This window comes from Enterococcus sp. DIV1316a (assembly GCF_050536915.1).
Classification (GTDB): Bacteria; Bacillota; Bacilli; order Lactobacillales; family Enterococcaceae; genus Enterococcus; species Enterococcus faecalis.
Genome location: NZ_CP172913.1, coordinates 2,051,383 through 2,069,873, shown reverse-complemented (window position 1 = coordinate 2,069,873; position 18,491 = coordinate 2,051,383). Strand labels below are relative to the sequence as shown.

At 38.3% G+C, this 18,491-nt stretch carries 15 protein-coding genes and 1 riboswitch; of the genes, 11 read left to right on the top strand and 4 right to left on the bottom strand.

The window, feature by feature from the left end:
- The 4 genes from IGL56_RS09850 to IGL56_RS09835 all read right to left on the bottom strand — a co-directional run bounded on the left by IGL56_RS09850 (position 1) and on the right by IGL56_RS09835 (position 4,090).
- Positions 1-975, bottom strand: coding sequence for a nucleoside hydrolase (locus IGL56_RS09850; RefSeq protein ID WP_065813686.1), 975 nt, complete (start codon positions 973-975; stop codon positions 1-3).
- A gap of 77 nt (positions 976-1,052) precedes the next feature.
- Positions 1,053-1,097: riboswitch (PreQ1 riboswitch) on the bottom strand.
- A 114-nt stretch (positions 1,098-1,211) separates the two neighbouring features.
- Positions 1,212-1,904: a type 1 glutamine amidotransferase gene (locus tag IGL56_RS09845; protein ID WP_002356583.1), complete on the bottom strand. Its 693-nt coding sequence runs from the start codon at positions 1,902-1,904 to the stop codon at positions 1,212-1,214.
- A complete protein-coding gene (locus IGL56_RS09840; protein WP_002356584.1) occupies positions 1,894-3,246 on the bottom strand; it encodes a Mur ligase family protein in 1,353 nt (450 codons plus the stop codon). Before IGL56_RS09840 ends, IGL56_RS09845 begins: the two co-directional genes overlap by 11 nt.
- 205 nt (positions 3,247-3,451) lie before the next feature.
- A complete protein-coding gene (locus IGL56_RS09835; protein ID WP_002381503.1) occupies positions 3,452-4,090 on the bottom strand; it encodes a helix-turn-helix transcriptional regulator in 639 nt (212 codons plus the stop codon).
- 403 nt (positions 4,091-4,493) lie between these two features.
- Between IGL56_RS09835 and ssnA the strand changes: the two genes are divergently transcribed.
- The 11 genes from ssnA to IGL56_RS09780 all read left to right on the top strand — a co-directional run bounded on the left by ssnA (position 4,494) and on the right by IGL56_RS09780 (position 18,482).
- Positions 4,494-5,828 (top strand): putative aminohydrolase SsnA, encoded by a 1,335-nt coding sequence (gene ssnA, locus IGL56_RS09830; RefSeq protein ID WP_002365024.1) that lies wholly within the window; start codon positions 4,494-4,496, stop codon positions 5,826-5,828.
- A 30-nt stretch (positions 5,829-5,858) separates the two neighbouring features.
- Entirely contained in the window at positions 5,859-8,864 is a 3,006-nt protein-coding gene (ygfK, locus tag IGL56_RS09825) for a putative selenate reductase subunit YgfK (RefSeq protein WP_002356587.1), read from the top strand.
- A gap of 29 nt (positions 8,865-8,893) precedes the next feature.
- On the top strand, positions 8,894-10,267 hold the full coding sequence (gene hydA / locus IGL56_RS09820; protein ID WP_002356588.1) for a dihydropyrimidinase: 1,374 nt from the start codon (positions 8,894-8,896) through the stop codon (positions 10,265-10,267).
- Between the two features lie 23 nt (positions 10,268-10,290).
- The gene (dpaL, locus tag IGL56_RS09815; RefSeq protein WP_002356589.1) at positions 10,291-11,484 is read left to right on the top strand and encodes a diaminopropionate ammonia-lyase; all 1,194 of its coding nucleotides are present in this window, start codon (positions 10,291-10,293) and stop codon (positions 11,482-11,484) included.
- Positions 11,475-12,800 (top strand): YgeY family selenium metabolism-linked hydrolase, encoded by a 1,326-nt coding sequence (locus IGL56_RS09810; RefSeq protein WP_025189117.1) that lies wholly within the window; start codon positions 11,475-11,477, stop codon positions 12,798-12,800. The genes dpaL and IGL56_RS09810 overlap by 10 nt, the downstream gene beginning before the upstream one ends.
- Positions 12,801-12,838: 38 nt before the next feature.
- The gene (gene ygeW, locus IGL56_RS09805; protein WP_002359643.1) at positions 12,839-14,032 is read left to right on the top strand and encodes a knotted carbamoyltransferase YgeW; all 1,194 of its coding nucleotides are present in this window, start codon (positions 12,839-12,841) and stop codon (positions 14,030-14,032) included.
- 240 nt (positions 14,033-14,272) lie between these two features.
- Entirely contained in the window at positions 14,273-15,217 is a 945-nt protein-coding gene (gene arcC / locus IGL56_RS09800; protein WP_002356592.1) for a carbamate kinase, read from the top strand.
- 14 nt (positions 15,218-15,231) lie between these two features.
- Positions 15,232-15,612, top strand: a complete 381-nt coding sequence (locus IGL56_RS09795) for a RidA family protein (protein WP_002356593.1) — start codon at positions 15,232-15,234, stop codon at positions 15,610-15,612.
- Between the two features lie 93 nt (positions 15,613-15,705).
- The gene (locus IGL56_RS09790; RefSeq protein ID WP_002356594.1) at positions 15,706-17,025 is read left to right on the top strand and encodes a nucleobase:cation symporter-2 family protein; all 1,320 of its coding nucleotides are present in this window, start codon (positions 15,706-15,708) and stop codon (positions 17,023-17,025) included.
- Between the two features lie 93 nt (positions 17,026-17,118).
- A complete protein-coding gene (locus tag IGL56_RS09785) occupies positions 17,119-17,478 on the top strand; it encodes a winged helix-turn-helix domain-containing protein (RefSeq protein ID WP_002356595.1) in 360 nt (119 codons plus the stop codon).
- A complete protein-coding gene (locus IGL56_RS09780; protein WP_002356596.1) occupies positions 17,475-18,482 on the top strand; it encodes an XdhC family protein in 1,008 nt (335 codons plus the stop codon). The genes IGL56_RS09785 and IGL56_RS09780 overlap by 4 nt, the downstream gene beginning before the upstream one ends.
- Positions 18,483-18,491 lie beyond the last annotated feature (9 nt).

Below are 18,491 nucleotides of genomic sequence, written 5' to 3'. Positions count from 1 at the left end.
TTATCCCATCCTTAAATTTTTGAAATCTCTTTCGATCTCATCTATTTGTACATTTAAAAGAATGGATAGAAACTTCACGAAAAACTGTTGACTATCAACCGTAGTCAAGACATGACAATTAGCTGGTTGCTGCTGGAAATGATACTGATCGATCATTGATTGCCCCATAGCAATGCCGTCAGGAACAATTTGTCCGTAACTGGAAAAGCCTTGGCAGAGCGTAGGATCAATAAAATAAGCAACCGCTAAGGGATCGTTGATAACACACCCTAAAATACGTTCATATTTCCAATGAAAATCAAAATAAAATTGAGTAATCTCAGCGAGGTAATTCCCCATTTTGGGGTTGAGTCGTTGACAATAATTGAGAATTGTTGGTGTAAAAACAATTTCTCGTGTGACATCTAAGCCGACCATTTCGATTTTTGCACCTAATTTCTCAAAAAACCAAGCTGCTGCATCAGGATCACACCAATAATTAAATTCTGCAACAGGAGAGCAATTGCCGTGGCTTTTAAAGGTACCACCCATTGAGACAAAACGTTGAAGATTTCGCCCCAGAAGAGGTTCTTTTTTTAAAGCCAAAGCAATATTTGTTAAAGGACCAAGGGCAATGATTGAGCAATCGGTAGCTTGTTGAAAGGTTTGTGCTAAATAGTCAGCAGCGGAAAGCGCTTGTGCTTGGATTTTGCTAGTTCTGGGGAAATATGTTTCACCTAAACCATCCATGCCATGTGTATCTTGTGCACTAACAAATGGCCGTTTTAAAGGGCTAGCAGCCCCTTGGTAGACAGGAATATCTAAGCGATTAACTTTTTCCAAACATTTAAAAACATTTTCCACGCCAATCTCCACAGGGACATTTCCACAAACAACGGTAATCGCTTGGACATCTAGCTCTGGTGAAGCAAGTGCATACAAGAGAGCAAGCGTGTCATCAATTCCAGGATCACAATCAATAATTACTTTTTGCATTTTTTCCAATCCTCCTTTTTCATTAACTGCAAATGATAACTCTTGTTAAAAAAGCTATGACTTGAGTTAGTATTGAGAGATACTTAGTTTTTTATTCTGGGAAGTTTCCGAACCAGTCCGAGAAATTCTCGATTTTAAATGCACCTCTTTATCTTACTATATTTTGTAAAGATGTAAATAGTTGTCGGATAAATGAAAAAGAATCTAGCCCTATATGTAGGAACTAGATTCTTCTTTTATTTATAAAGCGTTTCAGGAATAGCGATCGGTTCACCATATTTTTTCTCTAAAGCGGTCCGAATTAACCGAATCCCTAGATTTTTGTTGCGTGCTAAGATTGGACCGTGGAAGTAGGAGCCAAACACATTTTTATAGACAACGCCTTCGCCATTATCTTGACCGTTATTGCCTTTGCCTTGTTTGACTGTTCCTAAAGGTCGTTCCCCTTCGCCTAAAAAAGTCATGCCGTTATGATTCTCAAAACCATAATACGTTTCATCAAATTCTTCATTATAAATTTCAATATCACCAATGAAACGATTGTTGTCTTGGCTCAAAGTGTAATGATCTAATGCACCGATTCCTTTAATTTTTTCGCCTTGTGCGCCGACATAGTAATGTCCTAGAAGTTGATAACCACCACAGATAGCTAACAAGACGCCGTCATTTTCAATATAAGAAGTCAAAGCTTCTTTTTTATTCTGAATGTCTTCTGAGATGATCAGTTGCTCGAAGTCTTGACCGCCACCAACAAAGACTAAATCATATTTTTCGGGATCAAACGGTTCGTAGATACTAATAATTTCTGATCGGAAGGTAACGCCCATTTTTTCGGTTAAATATTTAAGCATCAATAAATTTCCGTTATCTCCGTAAGTATTTAATAAGTTGCCATATAAATGACAAACGACTAATTCTTTAGACACCATTCATTCCCCCTTGAATATACCCTTGGGCTGTTAATGATTTTCTTAATTGCAAAACAGCAGTATAGGTTGCCAAAATATAGACATGATCTGTCGGCAACGTTTTAATTTCTGAAATTACTTGCTCTAAATCAGCAATTTCTAGTAATTTTTCTTCAGGAATACCCGCAACTTTTAAACGCAAGGCCATATCTTCATGGCGATCACCGCCAGCAATTACTTTTGGAATGTCCATATCAGCAAAGGCTTCATGATTACCATCCCAAATCCAACTGACATCAATTCCATCTGCATAATTAGCATTTAATAATGAAACCAGCGAGAAAGAGTAAGGGGCTAAGCCCATCATATCAATGACCTGATTTAAACCAACGGGATTTTTTACTAAAACTAACGTACATTCTTTATCGCCAACTTTAATGGTTTCTTGACGCCCAAAAACTTTTTCATCATAAGCTAAGCCTGCTCGGATTTTATCTGGTGCCACCTGATAATATTCTGCTACCGCTGTGGCCGCTAGCGCATTATAAACATTATACATCCCACCAACAGCAATGCCGTATTCTTCGCCATCAATCACAAAATCAGCAGATGTATTATCCATCCGGACCATTTCCGTTAACTGCACATCCAATTCAGGGCGTTTGAAGCCACAATTTGGGCAATAGTAATCACCTAAATTAGCATACGTAATCATTTTATAATGAAGAATATGATTACATTTTGGACATAAAACCCCATCTGTATTGTAATGAGCCAATTGCTCTTTCGGTGGTAAATGATTAAATCCATAGTATTTGCGAGGATTTACAGTTTCTTTTGAATTAAAAATTGGCGAATCACCATTGCACAAAATAGTTGCTTCAGGAGCAGCAGCGGCGCCTTCCATAATTAAGCGATACGTCGTATAAATTTCACCATAGCGATCCATTTGGTCGCGGAAAATATTCGTAAAAACAAATAATTTTGGTTGAATATATTTAGTGACACGGCTTAAACTTGCTTCATCAATTTCTAACACCGCAAATTTCTTTTGTCCTTTTTTCGCCTTGGCATTTAAAAAAGTAGAGACAATTCCTTGCTCCATGTTAGCACCCGTTGGATTTGTTAATACCTCATCAAATTCTTGGCGTAAAATGTTAACAGTTAAAGCAGTTGTCAATGTTTTGCCGTTCGTTCCAGTGACTACGACAATTTCATAGTCTTTTGCCAATGTATCTAAAATTTTAGGATCGATTTTTAGGGCTAATTTCCCTGGGTAGCTACTGCCGCCTTTAAAAAATGTTTGTAAAACCCATTGCGAAGTTTTTCCTGCAGCAATTGCTAAATGACTTCGAATCCCCATTTGTTGTCCCCCAATTTCTATATCTTTAATTTTTCGTTATTTTAAATTAAACTCAATCTATCATACCATAACTAAAATAAAAAATTAATTCCTTTTACTTTTTCTTACTATTATTTAAAAAGTCTTTTAGAAAAAGTAGAATAGTGAAGGAAAAAAGAGAATAGACGACTTGTCTTAACAACAAATCGTCCATCGATTTCCATTTTTATTTCGCATCAATATAACTGTATAGCGTATATTTAGAAATATTGAAGAAGTTAGAAACTTTGTCCCCAGATTTAGTGACTAAGAAGGCGCCTTTATTGTTTAAAAATTGAATACACTTGATTTTATCGTCCTTCGTCATTAATGGGACCGGCTTGCCAACTAATTTGACTGATTCATGAATTAAATCGTCTAACAACTCATTAACATCCTGAGGAATGTAATCAGGGTCTTTATCTTCTTCAGGTTCTGCAGTGGAAATCAAAGATTTTAAGTTCGACTCTGCAGCAATCAATGTAGTGATGTCGTAGTTAATAGCAAAAATACCATCGAGTTGACCATTCTCATCTTTAAAATACATTGTACTAGATTTTAAAATACGACCATCATGGGTGCGGGTCAGATAGTTAATATGATCATTCAACTCACTAGGGTCTTTTTTTAAGGCTTCTAAGACTACTTGAGAAGGTCCATCGCCCAGATGACGAGAAGAGACATGACCATTTTCGATGGAAACAATAGAATTGTTAATATTGTCTTCATTGATTTGGTGGATAACGACTTCGCAGTTTTCCCCAAATTGACCAGCTAAACCTTTAGCAATTTGTGTTAAAAAAGTAAGTTTTTCGTCGGATAACATAAATAAGCTCCTTTCTAATGTGCCTGGCACAAACAGTTTTTATAAGATTGTGTCAAATTTAACATAATATTTTTAAATGGAATAGGCAGGGCTAAATCCTTTAATGTCGCATACTACCTGTTCTGAAAAATAATGATAGCATGATAAAAATAATAATACAAGATAACGGCTGTCAAAATTCTAAAAAATATTTTTTAGGTAGCATTGTTTTTTTTAAGTCAAGGTGATATACTTTAATCAAGTTAATGAGTTCGTTAGTAAAAAAGTGCAAGCGCTTCAAATACTTTTCGTAGGGAATATAGATTAGAAAAGCTAGACAAGCTATATTCGTGAATGATTGAGCGATTGATTTGTAAGCGTTTGCTACATGTGGGGAATAGGTTGGAAAATAGGAGGAGAATACATGTTATTAATTGGAAATGGGCGTTTAATCACTCGGGATGCGCAGAATCATTTTTTTGAAAATGGGTGTGTGGCGATTGATGGTCAAGTTGTGAAACAAGTCGGAACAACAGAAGAATTAAAACAAGCTTATCCAGAAGCGACATTTATTGATGCTAAAGGTGGAGTGATTATGCCAGGCTTTATTAACATGCACAATCATATTTATAGTACCTTTGCACGTGGGTTAAGTTTAACGAATTATCACCCTAAAAATTTCATGGATATTTTGGTAGATCAATGGTGGCGAATTGATCGTGCCTTGACATTAGAAGACACTTATCAAAGTGGTAAGGTTGCTTATTTAGATAGTATTCGCAACGGCGTTACAACTGTCTTTGATCATCATGCTAGTTACGGAGAAATTACAGGGAGTTTAACCCAATTATCTAATGCAGCGGACGAGTTAGGGATTCGGACCTGCCTTTGTTATGAAGTTTCTGATCGCGATGGTGAGCAGAAAATGCGGGAAGCAGTTCAAGAAAATGCCGCCTTTATTAAAGCCAGTTCCTTAAGAAATGATGATATGCAAAAAGCGATGATGGGGATGCATGCAGCATTTACTTTATCAGATGCTTCTTTAGAATTATGTGCAGCCAATACGCCAGATGGGATTGGTTATCATATTCATATTGCAGAGGATTTAGCCGATGTTCATGATTCTTTGAAAAAATATGGGAAGCCGATTGTGAACCGATTATTTGATTTAGGGATTTTAGGAAAACAGACAATGGCAGGCCATTGCATCCATATTGGACCTCATGAGATGGAATTACTAAGAGATACAGGCACAATGGTGGTCACGAATCCAGAGTCGAATATGGGGAATGCGGTCGGTTGCCCACCTGCGATGCGCATGTTTAATGAGTATGGTATTTTGATGGGTCTTGGCACAGATGGTTATACGAATGATGTGACGGAATCCTATAAGGTAGGAAATGTTATCCACAAACATCATTTAGCTGATCCAAATGCGGCTTGGGCAGAAATTCCCACAATGCTGTTTGATAATAATCCGCAAATGGCTAATCGCTATTTTAAAACAAAGCTAGGCGTTTTAGAACCTAATGCAGCAGCAGACGTCATTATTGTTGATTATCATGGCCCGACACCAATGACAAAAGAGAATTATAACATGCACATTTTATTCGGCATGAATGGTGGGATGGTCACTGACACGGTGATTAATGGAGAAATTCGGATGCGTAATCGTGAAGTTCAAGGAATTGATGAAGAGAAAGTTTGGCATGATGCGCAAACGCAAGCACAATCTTTCTGGAAACGAGTAAATCAATAGCTTTCATTATAAATAAAAGGAGTGACGTTAATGAGTGATATTATGCATCCCATCTCAATTGAGGCTTTATTAAATTGGATTTTTAGTGAGTATCAACAAGATGGCACAATTTTTGGCATTCGTAAATTTTATCATGCGGATCCTACAAAAACGATTTCGTTATTTGGAGAAAAAATGGAAACCCCTTGTGGTCCGGCAGCAGGTCCTCATACACAATTAGCACAAAATATTATTGCGGCCTATTTAACAGGTTCTCGTTTTTTTGAAGTTAAGACAGTCCAGATACTGGATGGAGAAGATTTACCAGTGAGTAAACCATGTATCGCAGCAGCAGATGAATGTTACAACGTTGAGTGGTCCACAGAATTGCGCGTTCCCCAAGCTTATGATGAATACGTCAAAGCATGGTTCGTTTTGAAGTTACTGAGTAAAGAGTTCGAGCTAGGTGACCCGAATGGTTTCATTTTTAACATGAGTGTTGGCTATGATTTGGCAGGGATTCAATCACCAAAAATTGATCGTTATATTAACGAAATGCAAAACGCAGAAGGAACGCCGATTTGGGCGGAATGCCAAGCAGCTGCCAAAAAATATCTATCTTATTTTAAAAAAGTAGATGACTTATATATCGAAGCAATTAGTCCTAAAGTCTGTCATTCTATTACGCTGTCGACTTTACACGGTTGTCCATCAGACGAAATTGAACGAATTGCGGCCTATTTATTAAGTGAAAAAGGGCTCCATTCTTTTATTAAATGTAATCCAACCATGTTAGGTTATGAATATGCGCGTCAAACGATGGATGAGCTAGGGTTTGATTATATGGTTTTTGACGATCACCATTTTAAAGAAGATTTACAATTTGAAGAAGCAGTACCGATGTTACAACGTCTGCAATTATTAGCTAATAGTAAAAATCTAAGCTTCGGAGTTAAAATTACGAACACTTTCCCAGTAACGATTGCAGCAAATGAATTACCTGGTGATGAAATGTACATGTCAGGACGTTCGCTATTTCCTCTTAGTATTTCATTGGCACAAAAATTATCAGAAGCATTTGATGGGAAACTACAAATTTCTTATTCTGGCGGTGCAGATATTTTCAATAGTAAAGAAATATTTGATGCTGGGATTTGGCCAATCACTATGGCAACGACTCTGTTGAAACCTGGTGGCTATCAACGAATGAATCAAGTTGCTAATGTATTAAGCGCAGCAGAATATCCTCAGATGGTTCATGTCAACTTGGATAAATTAGCTCAAGTTGTTGAGAAAGCTAAAACACAAGCGCGTTACCAAAAATCAATTAAATTACCAGAAAGTACCAAACTAAGAAAAACAGTTCCGTTAACAGATTGTTATATTGCTCCTTGTCGAAGTGACGGTGGTTGTCCAATCAATCAGGATATTCCTGCTTACCTTCGTTATGTAAGTGAAGGTAATTATTTAAAGGCCTTGCAAGTAATTGTCGATAAAAATCCGTTGCCTTTTATTACTGGAACCATTTGTGCACATCCTTGTATGACTAAATGTACACGTCAATTTTATGAAGAATCTATTCATATTCGGGAAGTGAAGTTAGAAGCAGCTGAACATGCTTATGATGAATTATTGACGACACTAGAAAAGCCACAGCCAAAAGAAAATGCACCTAAAACAGCTGTTGTGGGTGGAGGCCCTGCAGGGATCTCTGCTGGGTATTTATTAGCACGTGAAGGCATGCCTGTTACTGTGTTTGAAAAATCCGAGACAATTGGGGGCGTTTGTAGCCAGATTGTACCAGAATTTCGAATTTCTATGGAATCTGTTCAAAAAGACGTTCAGTTAGCGGAATTTATGGGAGCCGAATTCCGTACAGGACAAGAGGCGCCATCATTGGCGGAATTGAAAAACCAAGGCTATACGAATGTTATTTATGCCATTGGTGCATGGAAACATGGGGTCCTTCGTTTAGAATCTGGTCGGGCATTGAACTCGTTAGAATTTTTAAAAGCAAACCGAGAAAATCCAACAATTAATCCTTATGGAGAACAGATTGTCGTCGTTGGTGGCGGAAATACAGCCATGGACTGTGCTCGTGCAGCCACAACATTACCTGGTGTTAAAAAAGTCTCAGTGGTTTATCGTCGGAATAAACGCAATATGCCAGCAGATGAAGAAGAACTTTATTTAGCTTTAGAAGATGGTGTTGATTTTTTAGAATTACTTTCGCCAATTAAACATGAAAATCAACAATTAACTTGTGAAAAAATGGTCCTAGGTGAACGAGATGCCTCTGGACGCCGTCGACCAATTGGTACAGGAGAAATGATTGATATTCCTGCTGATACAGTGATTGCCGCTGTTGGTGAAAAAGTAGATACAGAGTTTTACCAAGCATTAGGCATTCACACGGACAACTATGGGAAAGTCGTTTCAAATCAAGAAACATTGGAAACAAATATACCAGGTGTCTATGTCATTGGTGACGCTAATTTAGGACCAGCCACAATTGTTGAAGCAATCGCTGATGCAACAAAAGCGGCCAATAATATTTGCCTTGTCCACAATCATCACTATGAAAAAGATAATTTAAATAGTGATGTCGCATTTGTTAGAAACAAACGGGGTATCCTTGTGACAGACGAGATGTCTTGTAGTCAAGCTAGTCGTTGCTTAGAATGCTCCACAATTTGTGAATCTTGTATGGATGTCTGTCCAAACCGAGCAAATATTGTTGTGTATGTCGAAGGAAAACCACAAATTGTCCATGTTGATCGGATGTGTAACGAATGTGGCAACTGTGAAACATTTTGCCCTTATGCAAGTGCCCCTTACAAAGACAAATTTACCTTATTTAACAGTGAATCTGATTTTTATGACAGTACTAATTCAGGTTTCTATGTTCAAAATCCTGTGGATAAAATTTGTTTACTGCGTTTATGGGGAACGGTGTCAACAATTCAATTAACGGATCAAGGATTAGATGTACCAGAAGATTTAATCGCATTAATGGTAACTATGATTGAAGAATATGCTTATTGTATGCAAGCATAAAAGGAAATTTACGACTGGGGGATAAATAAATGTCTATTCTGCTCAAAGGTGGAACCGTCGTATCTGCATATAATCGTCGTCAATTGGATATTCGAATTGACGGCGAGCAAATTGTAGAGATGGGGGCAAATTTACCAGTAGAAAATTCTCAGATTGAGGATGTTACGGGGTGTTATGTATTACCAGGCTTTATTGATGCGCATACGCATCTGGAATTAAATAATGGCAAAGGTTCGTTAAGTACGGCGGATAACTTTACCACTGGAAGCCAAGCGGCGGTGGCCAAAGGTACGACTACGGTTATTGATATGGCTACACCTAATAAAGGCGGCTCATTGAAAGACTGTTTAGCTACTTGGAATCAATTGGCTGAAGGCAAGAGTTCATGTGATTATACTTACCATATGTCCATGATTGAATGGAAACCAACGATAGCTGCTGAAATTCAGGAAATGATTGCTGCAGGTATTACTTCCTTCAAAATGTATATGGCTTATGATAATTTGTGGACCACAGATGCGGAAATTTTTGAAGCGATGAAGGAAATAAAAAAAGTTAATGGAATGTTAGGCGTTCATTGTGAAAATGGTGATTTAGTAGATGAATTAATCCAATCATATGTTTCTCAAGGAAAGCTAACCCCGCACTATCATCCGTTATCAAGACCGGCGGCTGTTGAAGCAGAAGCGGTAGCAAGATATTTGATGATAGCGGAAATGGCTGATTTGTCGGTTAACATTGTGCATTTAAGCACAAAACGATCATTAGAAGCGGTGGAACGGGCTCGTCAAAGAGGACAATCAGTTTATGTAGAAACTTGCCCTCAATATCTTTTACTAGATGATCACTTGTACGATGCGCCTAATTTTGAAGCAGCAAAATATGTCTGCTCACCGCCACTACGCAAACGAGAGGATCAACAGGCTTTGTGGCAAGGGATTAAAGAGGGGGCAATCAATACAATATCGACAGATCACTGCAGCTTTAATTTTCACGGACAAAAAACAGTTGGCAAAGATGATTTTAGTAAAATTCCCAATGGGATGCCAGGTGTTGAAACGAGACCAGAATTAATTTACACGGAAGGTGTGGCGAAGGGCCGAATCACCTTGGAAAAAATGGTTGCTTTGCTTTCTGAAAATATTGCTAAACAATTCTCGATGTATCCACAAAAAGGTGTGGTGCAAGAAGGCAGTGATGCCGATTTAGTTGTTTGGGATCCTAGAACAACCGGCGTGATTGCTGCGAGAACGCAGTTACAAAATGTCGACTATACGCCGTATGAAGGATTTGAAACACAAGGACAGGCTCGAATGGTTTATTTAAGAGGTCAAAAAGTTGCTGAAGCTGGGCAAGTCATCTTGGCAAATCAAGGAAAATTTGTTTTTCGTAAAGCAACTTAAAAATAGAAGGAGGAGAAGTATTTTTGGAAAAAATTAAATGGACAGCAAATGAAATGCCGAAGACGGAGGATAAGTACTTACCTCTGATGTCTAAAGAAAAAATTGAGAAAGCTTTGGCTTTTCACAAAAGTTTTCCACAGTATTCAGAAACACCATTAGCAGAATTGAATCATATGGCCGCTTATCTGGGGTTAAATGATTTCTTTGTTAAAGATGAATCTTATCGCTTTGGTTTAAATGCTTTTAAAGTCTTAGGTGGTTCTTTTGCCATGGCTAACTATATTGCCGAAAAATTAAAGAAAGATGTTTCGGAACTAACATATGATGAATTAACTTCTGATCAATTACGATCAGCTTTTGGACAAGCTACGTTTTTTACAGCAACTGATGGTAACCATGGACGAGGAGTCGCTTGGGCTGCAAATAAATTAGGCCAAAAATCAGTTGTACTCATGCCGAAGGGTTCAACACAGACGAGAAAAGAAAATATTGAAAAAGAAGGCGCAACCGTCACAATTGAAGAAGTTAATTACGATGAATGTGTACGAATGGCTAATAAAATGGCCGAAGAAACTGAAAACGGTGTCATGGTTCAAGACACCGCTTGGGACGGATATGAAAAAATTCCGACTTGGATTATGCAAGGATACGGAACGATGGCGTTAGAAGCCTCTCAACAATTAAGAAAATTTGGCTCTGAACGACCTAGTCATGTTTTTGTTCAAGCTGGTGTCGGCAGTTTAGCTGGGGCGGTGATTGGTTATTTTGCTAATGCTTTTCCAGAAAACCCACCGATTATGGTCGTAGTTGAGGCACAGGCGGCTGACTGTTTATATCAATCAGCAATTAAAAAAGACGGAGAAATTCGCTTTGTCGATGGTGATTTACAGACAATTATGGCTGGCCTAGCATGTGGAGAACCTAATACGATTTCTTTTGATATTCTAAAAAATCATACATCCTTCTTTGTTTCAGCACCAGATTGGGTTTCTGAAAAAGGAATGCGTATGTTGGGCGCGCCATTAAAAGGGGATCCGCAAGTTGTATCAGGCGAATCTGGGGCAGTAGCAATGGGCTTAGTAGCTACAGTGATGCAAGATCCCGACTATCAAGAATTACGTGAGGCATTGCAACTGGATGAGACGTCAAACGTTTTAATGTTTTCTACCGAAGGGGACACTGATCCAGACAATTATAAAAAAATTTTATGGAGGTAAAAGGAATGGATTTTAATGCAGTAAATGCAGCAGCAGAAGGTTACAGAGAAGATATGGTCAAATTTTTAAGAGACCTTGTCAAAATTCCAGGAGAAAGTGCAGAAGAAGGCAACAAAATTGCGCGAGCAAAAGCCGAAATGGAAAAATTAGGTTTCGATAAAATTGACATTGATCCTCAAGGAAATTTACTTGGTTATATGGGGTCTGGTGAAAAATTAATTGCTTTTGATGGGCACATGGATACTGTCGGAATTGGTGAAATGAGTAACTGGAAATTTGATCCTTACGATGGTTATGAAACAGAAACTGAGATCGGTGGTCGCGGTACATCTGACCAAGAAGGCGGGATTGTTTCGGCTATTTATGGCGCTAAAATCATGAAAGATTTAGGTCTATTATCAGAAAAATACACTGCTTTGGTAACAGTTACTGTCCAAGAAGAAGACTGTGACGGTTTATGCTGGCAGTACATTATCAAAGAAGATGGTATCCGTCCAGAATTTGTTGTTTCAACAGAGCCAACAGATGGTGGGATTTATCGTGGTCAAAGAGGCCGAATGGAAATTAAAGTTGATGTCAAAGGCGTTTCGTGTCATGGCTCAGCACCAGAACGTGGAGATAATGCCATTTACAAAATGGCGGATATCTTACAAGATGTTCGTGCCTTAAACAACAATGGAGATACAGAAAGCACAGCGATTCGTGGTTTAGTTCGTATGTTAGATCCTAAGTACAATCCAGAGTGGCAAGAAGCCCGTTTCTTAGGTCGTGGTACGGTGACTGTTTCGCAAATTTTCCATTCTTCACCAAGTCGGTGTGCTGTTGCGGATGGCTGTATCGTTTCACTAGACCGTCGAATGACTGCTGGAGAAACTTGGGAAAGTTGTTTGGAAGAAATTCGCAATTTACCAGCTGTTAAAAAATATGGAGATGATGTGACGGTTTCAATGTACAACTATGATCGTCCTTCTTATACTGATTTAACTTATGAAATTGAATGTTATTTCCCAACGTGGGTCATTCCAGAAAATCATGATGTAACAAAAGCCTTGATGGAAACGCATAAAAATCTCTATGGAGAAACACGGAAAGGCTCTGTAGAAACATTGGAAATGCGTGAAGAACGCCCATTGTTAGATAAGTGGACCTTCTCAACAAATGGCGTTTCAATTATGGGACGTAATGGCATTCCTTGTATTGGTTTCGGGCCAGGGGCCGAAGCACAAGCACATGCACCAAATGAAAAAACTTGGAAAGATGATTTGGTTCGTTGTGCAGCCGTTTATGCGGCATTACCAACGGTCTATTGTGGTTAAGTAAAGGATTATTAGACAAGAAAAAAGGAGCAGATGGAATGGAAACGTTTAAAGAATATATTGAGAAATTAGATAAATTAGAATTTGAAAAAATGTACGAAAATGACTTTTTCCTAACTTGGGAAAAAACAAGAGATGAATTAGAAGCTGTTTTCACAGTTGCCGATACATTACGCTATTTAAGAGAAAATAATATTTCAACTAAAATCTTTGATAGTGGCTTGGGGATTTCTTTATTCCGAGACAACTCTACAAGAACACGTTTTAGTTTCGCTTCAGCGTGTAATCTTTTGGGCTTAGAAGTTCAAGATTTAGACGAAGGAAAAAGTCAAATTTCTCACGGAGAAACTGTTCGTGAGACAGCAAACATGATTTCTTTTATGGCTGATATCATTGGTATTCGTGATGACATGTACATTGGTAAAGGCAATGCTTACATGCACGAAGTATCAGAATCTGTCCAAGAAGGATATAAAGATGGGGTATTGGAACAGCGCCCAACGTTAGTGAATTTACAATGTGATATTGACCATCCGACGCAAGCAATGGCGGATGCGTTGCATTTAATTCATGAATTTGGTGGCATTGAAAACCTGAAAGGGAAAAAAGTTGCCATGACTTGGGCGTATTCACCATCTTATGGAAAACCATTATCTGTTCCTCAAGGAATTGTTGGTCTAATGACCCGTTTAGGAATGGATGTCGTCTTAGCACATCCAGAAGGTTATGAAATTATGCCAGAAGTAGAAGAAGTTGCGAAGAAAAATGCGGCAGAATTTGGTGGAAACTTTACTAAAACGAATAGTATGGCAGAAGCATTCAAAGATGCGGATGTTGTTTATCCGAAAAGCTGGGCACCTTTTGCGGCAATGGAAAAGCGAACTGAATTATATGGCAATGGTGACCAAGCAGGAATTGATCAATTAGAACAAGAATTACTTTCTCAAAATAAAAAGCACAAAGATTGGGAATGTACAGAAGAATTGATGAAAACAACGAAAGACGGCAAAGCTTTGTATATGCATTGTCTACCAGCTGATATTACTGGTGTAAGTTGTGAAGAAGGTGAAGTGGAAGCTTCTGTTTTCGATCGTTATCGGGTCGAACTTTACAAAGAAGCTAGCTACAAACCGTATGTTATTGCGGCTATGATTTTCTTAAGTAAAGTAAAAAATCCGCAAAAAACCTTAACAGACTTAGCGGATAAAGCGACACCAAGAGAAGTAAAATAATGAATTTGGCATGAAGACAGATGCTTTTTCTTTACACAATGAATCATTAGAAGTTGCCTCTTCAACATGAACAAATAAGACCTTCCCAAGTCTATTCATGAATGTGTGATTGTCTCGAGTCAAGAACGCTTAGTCATGTGCGTTGACTTCATGCAACGACAACAGACAGTTAATACGAAAACTCGTTGTGAAAAAGAAAAAGCATCGTCCTTTTTATAAAACAGAAAATGAGGTGAAGCAATGGGCAAACGCGTCGTAGTAGCTTTAGGTGGCAATGCTTTAGGAAATAATTTGACGGAGCAGATGACTGCCGTAAAACAGACCTCCAAAGCGATTGCAGATTTGATTGAAGCAGGATATGAAGTTATTTTATCTCATGGCAATGGTCCTCAAGTGGGGATGATTCAATTAGCTATGGAAGAATTTTCCTTTAATAATCCACAATATCCAGTTGTTCCGTTATCCGTGTGCGTAGCCATGAGTCAAAGTTACATTGGCTATGATTTAGAGAATGCGCTACAAGAAGAGTTGCGTCAACGAAATATAAGTAAAGCCGTCACCACCATAGTCACTCAAGTGGTCGTGGATGAAAATGATCCGGCGTTCAAAAAACCAACGAAACCAATTGGCCGCTTCATGACAAAAGAAGAAGCAGAACAATTAGTCAAAGAAAAAAATATACAAGTGATGGAAGATGCTGGCCGTGGTTATCGCCAAGTCGTCGCTTCTCCTAAACCAAAAAATATTGTCGAACTTCTCACGATTCAAACATTGGTTGATGCTGGCCAAACAGTCATTGCTGGCGGCGGTGGTGGCATCCCAGTCATTCAAGAAGGGAACCGACTAAAAGGTGTCAATGCAGTCATCGACAAAGATTTTTGTAGTGAACGACTGGCTGAACAAGTGGATGCTGATCTGCTCGTGATTTTAACAGCAGTTGAAAAAGTTTGTATTAATTTTGGTAAAGAAAATCAAGAAGCCTTAGGGAATGTTTCAACAGAAAAAATGAAACAATATGCGCAAGAAGGTCAGTTTGCTCCAGGTTCAATGTTACCAAAAGTTGAAGCAGCGATTAAGTTTGCTGAATCTAAGCCAGGTCGAAAAACATTGATTACGTTATTAGAAAAAGCCAAAGAAGGATTATCTGGAAAAACAGGGACTTTAATTGAAAATAAAGAATCATAGAATGGAGGAAAACGATGACAAACAAAATGATTAATTCTGCACAGGCACCAGCTGCTGTAGGGCCTTATTCACATTCTGTCTTAGCGGGAAATACGTTGTACATTTCTGGACAACTAGGATTAGATCCGCAATCGGGCGAAATGAAGGCTACAGTGGAAGAACAAGCAAAACAAGCTTTTATCAATTTAGGTTCGATTTTAAAAGAGGTCGAGATGACCTATGATAATGTTGTGAAAACAACGGTGTTTTTACAACATATGTCTGATTTTAGCAAAATTAACGAAATCTATGGGAATTACTTTTCAGAAGTTTTGCCTGCACGTTCTTGTGTAGAAGTAGCCAAGTTGCCAAAAGATGGTTTATTTGAAATTGAAGCAGTTGCTGTCAAAGGATAATTTTTAAGATGTTTCTGAAGGAAAAAGGATTGCATTCTTTACTGATTAAGGGGAACAATCCTTTTAGAATAAAAAGAAGAAGGAAACGATCCTATGAATGAAAAAAAAGAGCAAGCATTATTTGAATATGATGCGAAACTATCAATTTCTGAAGCAATTCCGATGGGATTGCAACACGTTGTCGCAGCAGTAGTAGGGATTGTCACACCGGGAATTATGATTGCCAAAGTTTGCCAATTAAGTCCTAGTGATACGACTATTTTGATTCAAACATCATTGATTTTTTCAGCAGTTGCAACGTTAATTCAACTTTTCCCTATTTTTGGAAAAGTGGGTTCACGGTTACCAGTTATGATGGGGGCAAGTTTTGCGTATGTACCGATTTTGATGGCCATCGGAGCTGATTTTGGGATTGCAGCAATTTTTGGTTCCCAATTAGTTGGCAGTATTCTTGTTATTATTGTTGGTTTGTTCATTAAAAAAATCCGTGTGTTGTTTCCGCCTTTAGTAACAGGAACGGTTATTTTAAGCATTGGACTATCCTTGTTTCCAGTTGCGATTAAGTATATGGCAGGAGGAGCTGGTAGTGCTGATTTTGGTTCAGCCCGGAATTGGTTAGTTGCATTATTAACCTTTGCGATTGTCTTTTACTTCAATTATTTTGCAAAAGGATTTTTGAAGTTATCAGCAATTTTAAACGGAATGGTTATTGGTTATTTGATTTCTTTAGCTTTAGGGATGGTTAGTTTTGAGCCAGTTCAAAATGCTAAAATCGTTCAGGTAATTACCCCGTTTCATTTTGGACTGGATTTTCAACTGGTACCTATCTTTACGCTTGTGGTGATGTTTATTGTTGATGCTGTTCAAGCCATCGGTCAATTTACAGCAACAACGGTTGGGGCAATGGATCGGGATGCAACGGATGAAGAATTATCTGGCGGAATTATGGGGAGTGGTTTCACTAACTTTATTGGCAGTTTATTTGGATCAATCCCAGTGGCAACTTTTGGACAAAATGTTGGTCTGGTTACGGTAACAAAAGTGATTAATAAATATGTTCTGGTTTTCGCTTCAGTTATATTATTAATTGCTGGTTTTGTTCCGAAAGTAGCTGCGTTATTAACTACGATTCCTTACGCGGTAATTGGTGGTGCAACGATTTCAGTTTTTGCTTCTATTTCTATGACAGGTATTCGGATGATTGCTTCGCAGGAAATGACTCCTCGAAATACTGGGGTTGTCGGAACAGCTCTAGCATTTGGAATTGGTGTCACATTGTCTACTGGAAGCTTAGCTGGTTTTCCAACTTGGGTAACAACGATTTTCGGTAATTCGGAAGTTATCTTAACCACTTTGGTAGCAGTCCTTTTAAATGTCATTTTAAAACCAAAAAAGCGCGTAGCACTTGAGTGAAGATTGCTTTTTTTGATACGAAAGTGAGTAAGCTTTCGTATCCTTTTTCCCTTACGTTATCTATAAAAAAATGAACGAATAAAGGAGGAGAAGATGTTTACGTATTCCCTAAACTTAAAATTAAAAACAGATCGGAACTTTTTTGGTCCTGGCGTTGTCGAAGTTTTACAAAAAATTCAGCAAACTGGGTCACTAAACTTAGCGGCAAAAGAGATGAAAATGTCTTATAATAAGGCATGGCGGATTGTGCGGGTAGCTGAAGAAGAGCTATCTTTTCCATTAATTATCAAAAGCGTTGGTGGTTGTAATGGTGGCGGGTCAATTGTTACGGACCAAGGAAAAGAGTTGATTGATCAATATCTTTTATTTGAGAAAAAAGTGTATCAACAGGTAGAGGCATGTTTTGAAGAAATCTTTAAAGAACAGGATGTAGTATCGGAGGAACTGAAATGAGAGAAGTATTTCAGCGTTTGAAACAGGCAATATTGGAAAAGCAAGACACGATGTTATTAACGATTGGTACAAGTTCAGGATCCACACCACGAAGTCAAGGGGCTAGAATGCTGGTTTCCGCCGAAGGTAGAATAGCCGGAACTGTTGGTGGTGGGGCGGTTGAATTTCAGGCTGAACAAGTGGCAAAAAAGCTACTTCTTGAGAAAGAAAATGCACAACGTCAATTTATTTTAGCCCCGAATAATATTGCTGATTTAGGTATGGTCTGTGGCGGGAATGTCACGATTTTTTTCCATTATCTTTCATGGGAAACGCCATTTTTAAAAGAGTTGTGTGAGTCCATAGAAACGCATTTTCAAAATAATCAACAAGGTTGGTTAATGACTGAACTAGATCAAAACAATTTAGGAAAAGTATCCTTTTATAGTGAAACAGGCGAATTGATTGGTTCCACTTCTTGGGAGGGGGAATTAAGTTTGCTACCTAAAGGTATCCATTGTGTGCAAAAAGAGGAAACAACTTTTTTAACAGAAGCGATCCTCCAAGTAGGGAAAGTGTATATTTTTGGAAGTGGTCATGTCGCACGCGCATTGGTACCTATTTTAAACTATTTATCGTTTTATTGCGTTGTAGTGGACGATCGTCCAGAATTTTTGACGGCACAAGCTTTTCCACAAGCTGAAGAACTACGGGTGATTCCTTTAGAAAATTTAGCTGCGTTTATTGAAATAACGGCGGACGATTATGGTATAGTGATTACCAGAGGACACAATTTTGATTTCATCGTTGCCAAACAGTTATTGGAAACACCAGCCAAATATATTGGTGTGATGGGGAGCAAACACAAAATTGCTTCACAAGTTCGACGGTTAAAAGAGGTCGGTTATACAATGACTGAAATTGAAAGAATTTTCATGCCAATTGGCTTAGACATTGCAGCCGAAACACCAGAAGAGTTAGCGATTAGCATCGCGGGAGAATTAATTCAACAGCGCTATCAATAATGCGAACCT

Excerpts from the sequence above, each read along its gene's own strand:
- IGL56_RS09845 (WP_002356583.1), bottom strand. The coding sequence starts at position 1,904 with ATGGTGTCTAAAGAATTAGTCGTTTGTCATTTATATGGCAACTTATTA.
- IGL56_RS09790 (WP_002356594.1), top strand. The coding sequence starts at position 15,706 with ATGAATGAAAAAAAAGAGCAAGCATTATTTGAATATGATGCGAAACTA.
- arcC (WP_002356592.1), top strand. The coding sequence starts at position 14,273 with ATGGGCAAACGCGTCGTAGTAGCTTTAGGTGGCAATGCTTTAGGAAAT.
- IGL56_RS09840 (WP_002356584.1), bottom strand. The coding sequence starts at position 3,246 with ATGGGGATTCGAAGTCATTTAGCAATTGCTGCAGGAAAAACTTCGCAA.
- IGL56_RS09810 (WP_025189117.1), top strand. The coding sequence starts at position 11,475 with ATGGAGGTAAAAGGAATGGATTTTAATGCAGTAAATGCAGCAGCAGAA.
- IGL56_RS09850 (WP_065813686.1), bottom strand. The coding sequence starts at position 975 with ATGCAAAAAGTAATTATTGATTGTGATCCTGGAATTGATGACACGCTT.
- ygfK (WP_002356587.1), top strand. The coding sequence starts at position 5,859 with ATGAGTGATATTATGCATCCCATCTCAATTGAGGCTTTATTAAATTGG.
- IGL56_RS09795 (WP_002356593.1), top strand. The coding sequence starts at position 15,232 with ATGACAAACAAAATGATTAATTCTGCACAGGCACCAGCTGCTGTAGGG.
- IGL56_RS09780 (WP_002356596.1), top strand. The coding sequence starts at position 17,475 with ATGAGAGAAGTATTTCAGCGTTTGAAACAGGCAATATTGGAAAAGCAA.
- IGL56_RS09785 (WP_002356595.1), top strand. The coding sequence starts at position 17,119 with ATGTTTACGTATTCCCTAAACTTAAAATTAAAAACAGATCGGAACTTT.
- IGL56_RS09835 (WP_002381503.1), bottom strand. The coding sequence starts at position 4,090 with ATGTTATCCGACGAAAAACTTACTTTTTTAACACAAATTGCTAAAGGT.
- ygeW (WP_002359643.1), top strand. The coding sequence starts at position 12,839 with ATGGAAACGTTTAAAGAATATATTGAGAAATTAGATAAATTAGAATTT.
- ssnA (WP_002365024.1), top strand. The coding sequence starts at position 4,494 with ATGTTATTAATTGGAAATGGGCGTTTAATCACTCGGGATGCGCAGAAT.
- hydA (WP_002356588.1), top strand. The coding sequence starts at position 8,894 with ATGTCTATTCTGCTCAAAGGTGGAACCGTCGTATCTGCATATAATCGT.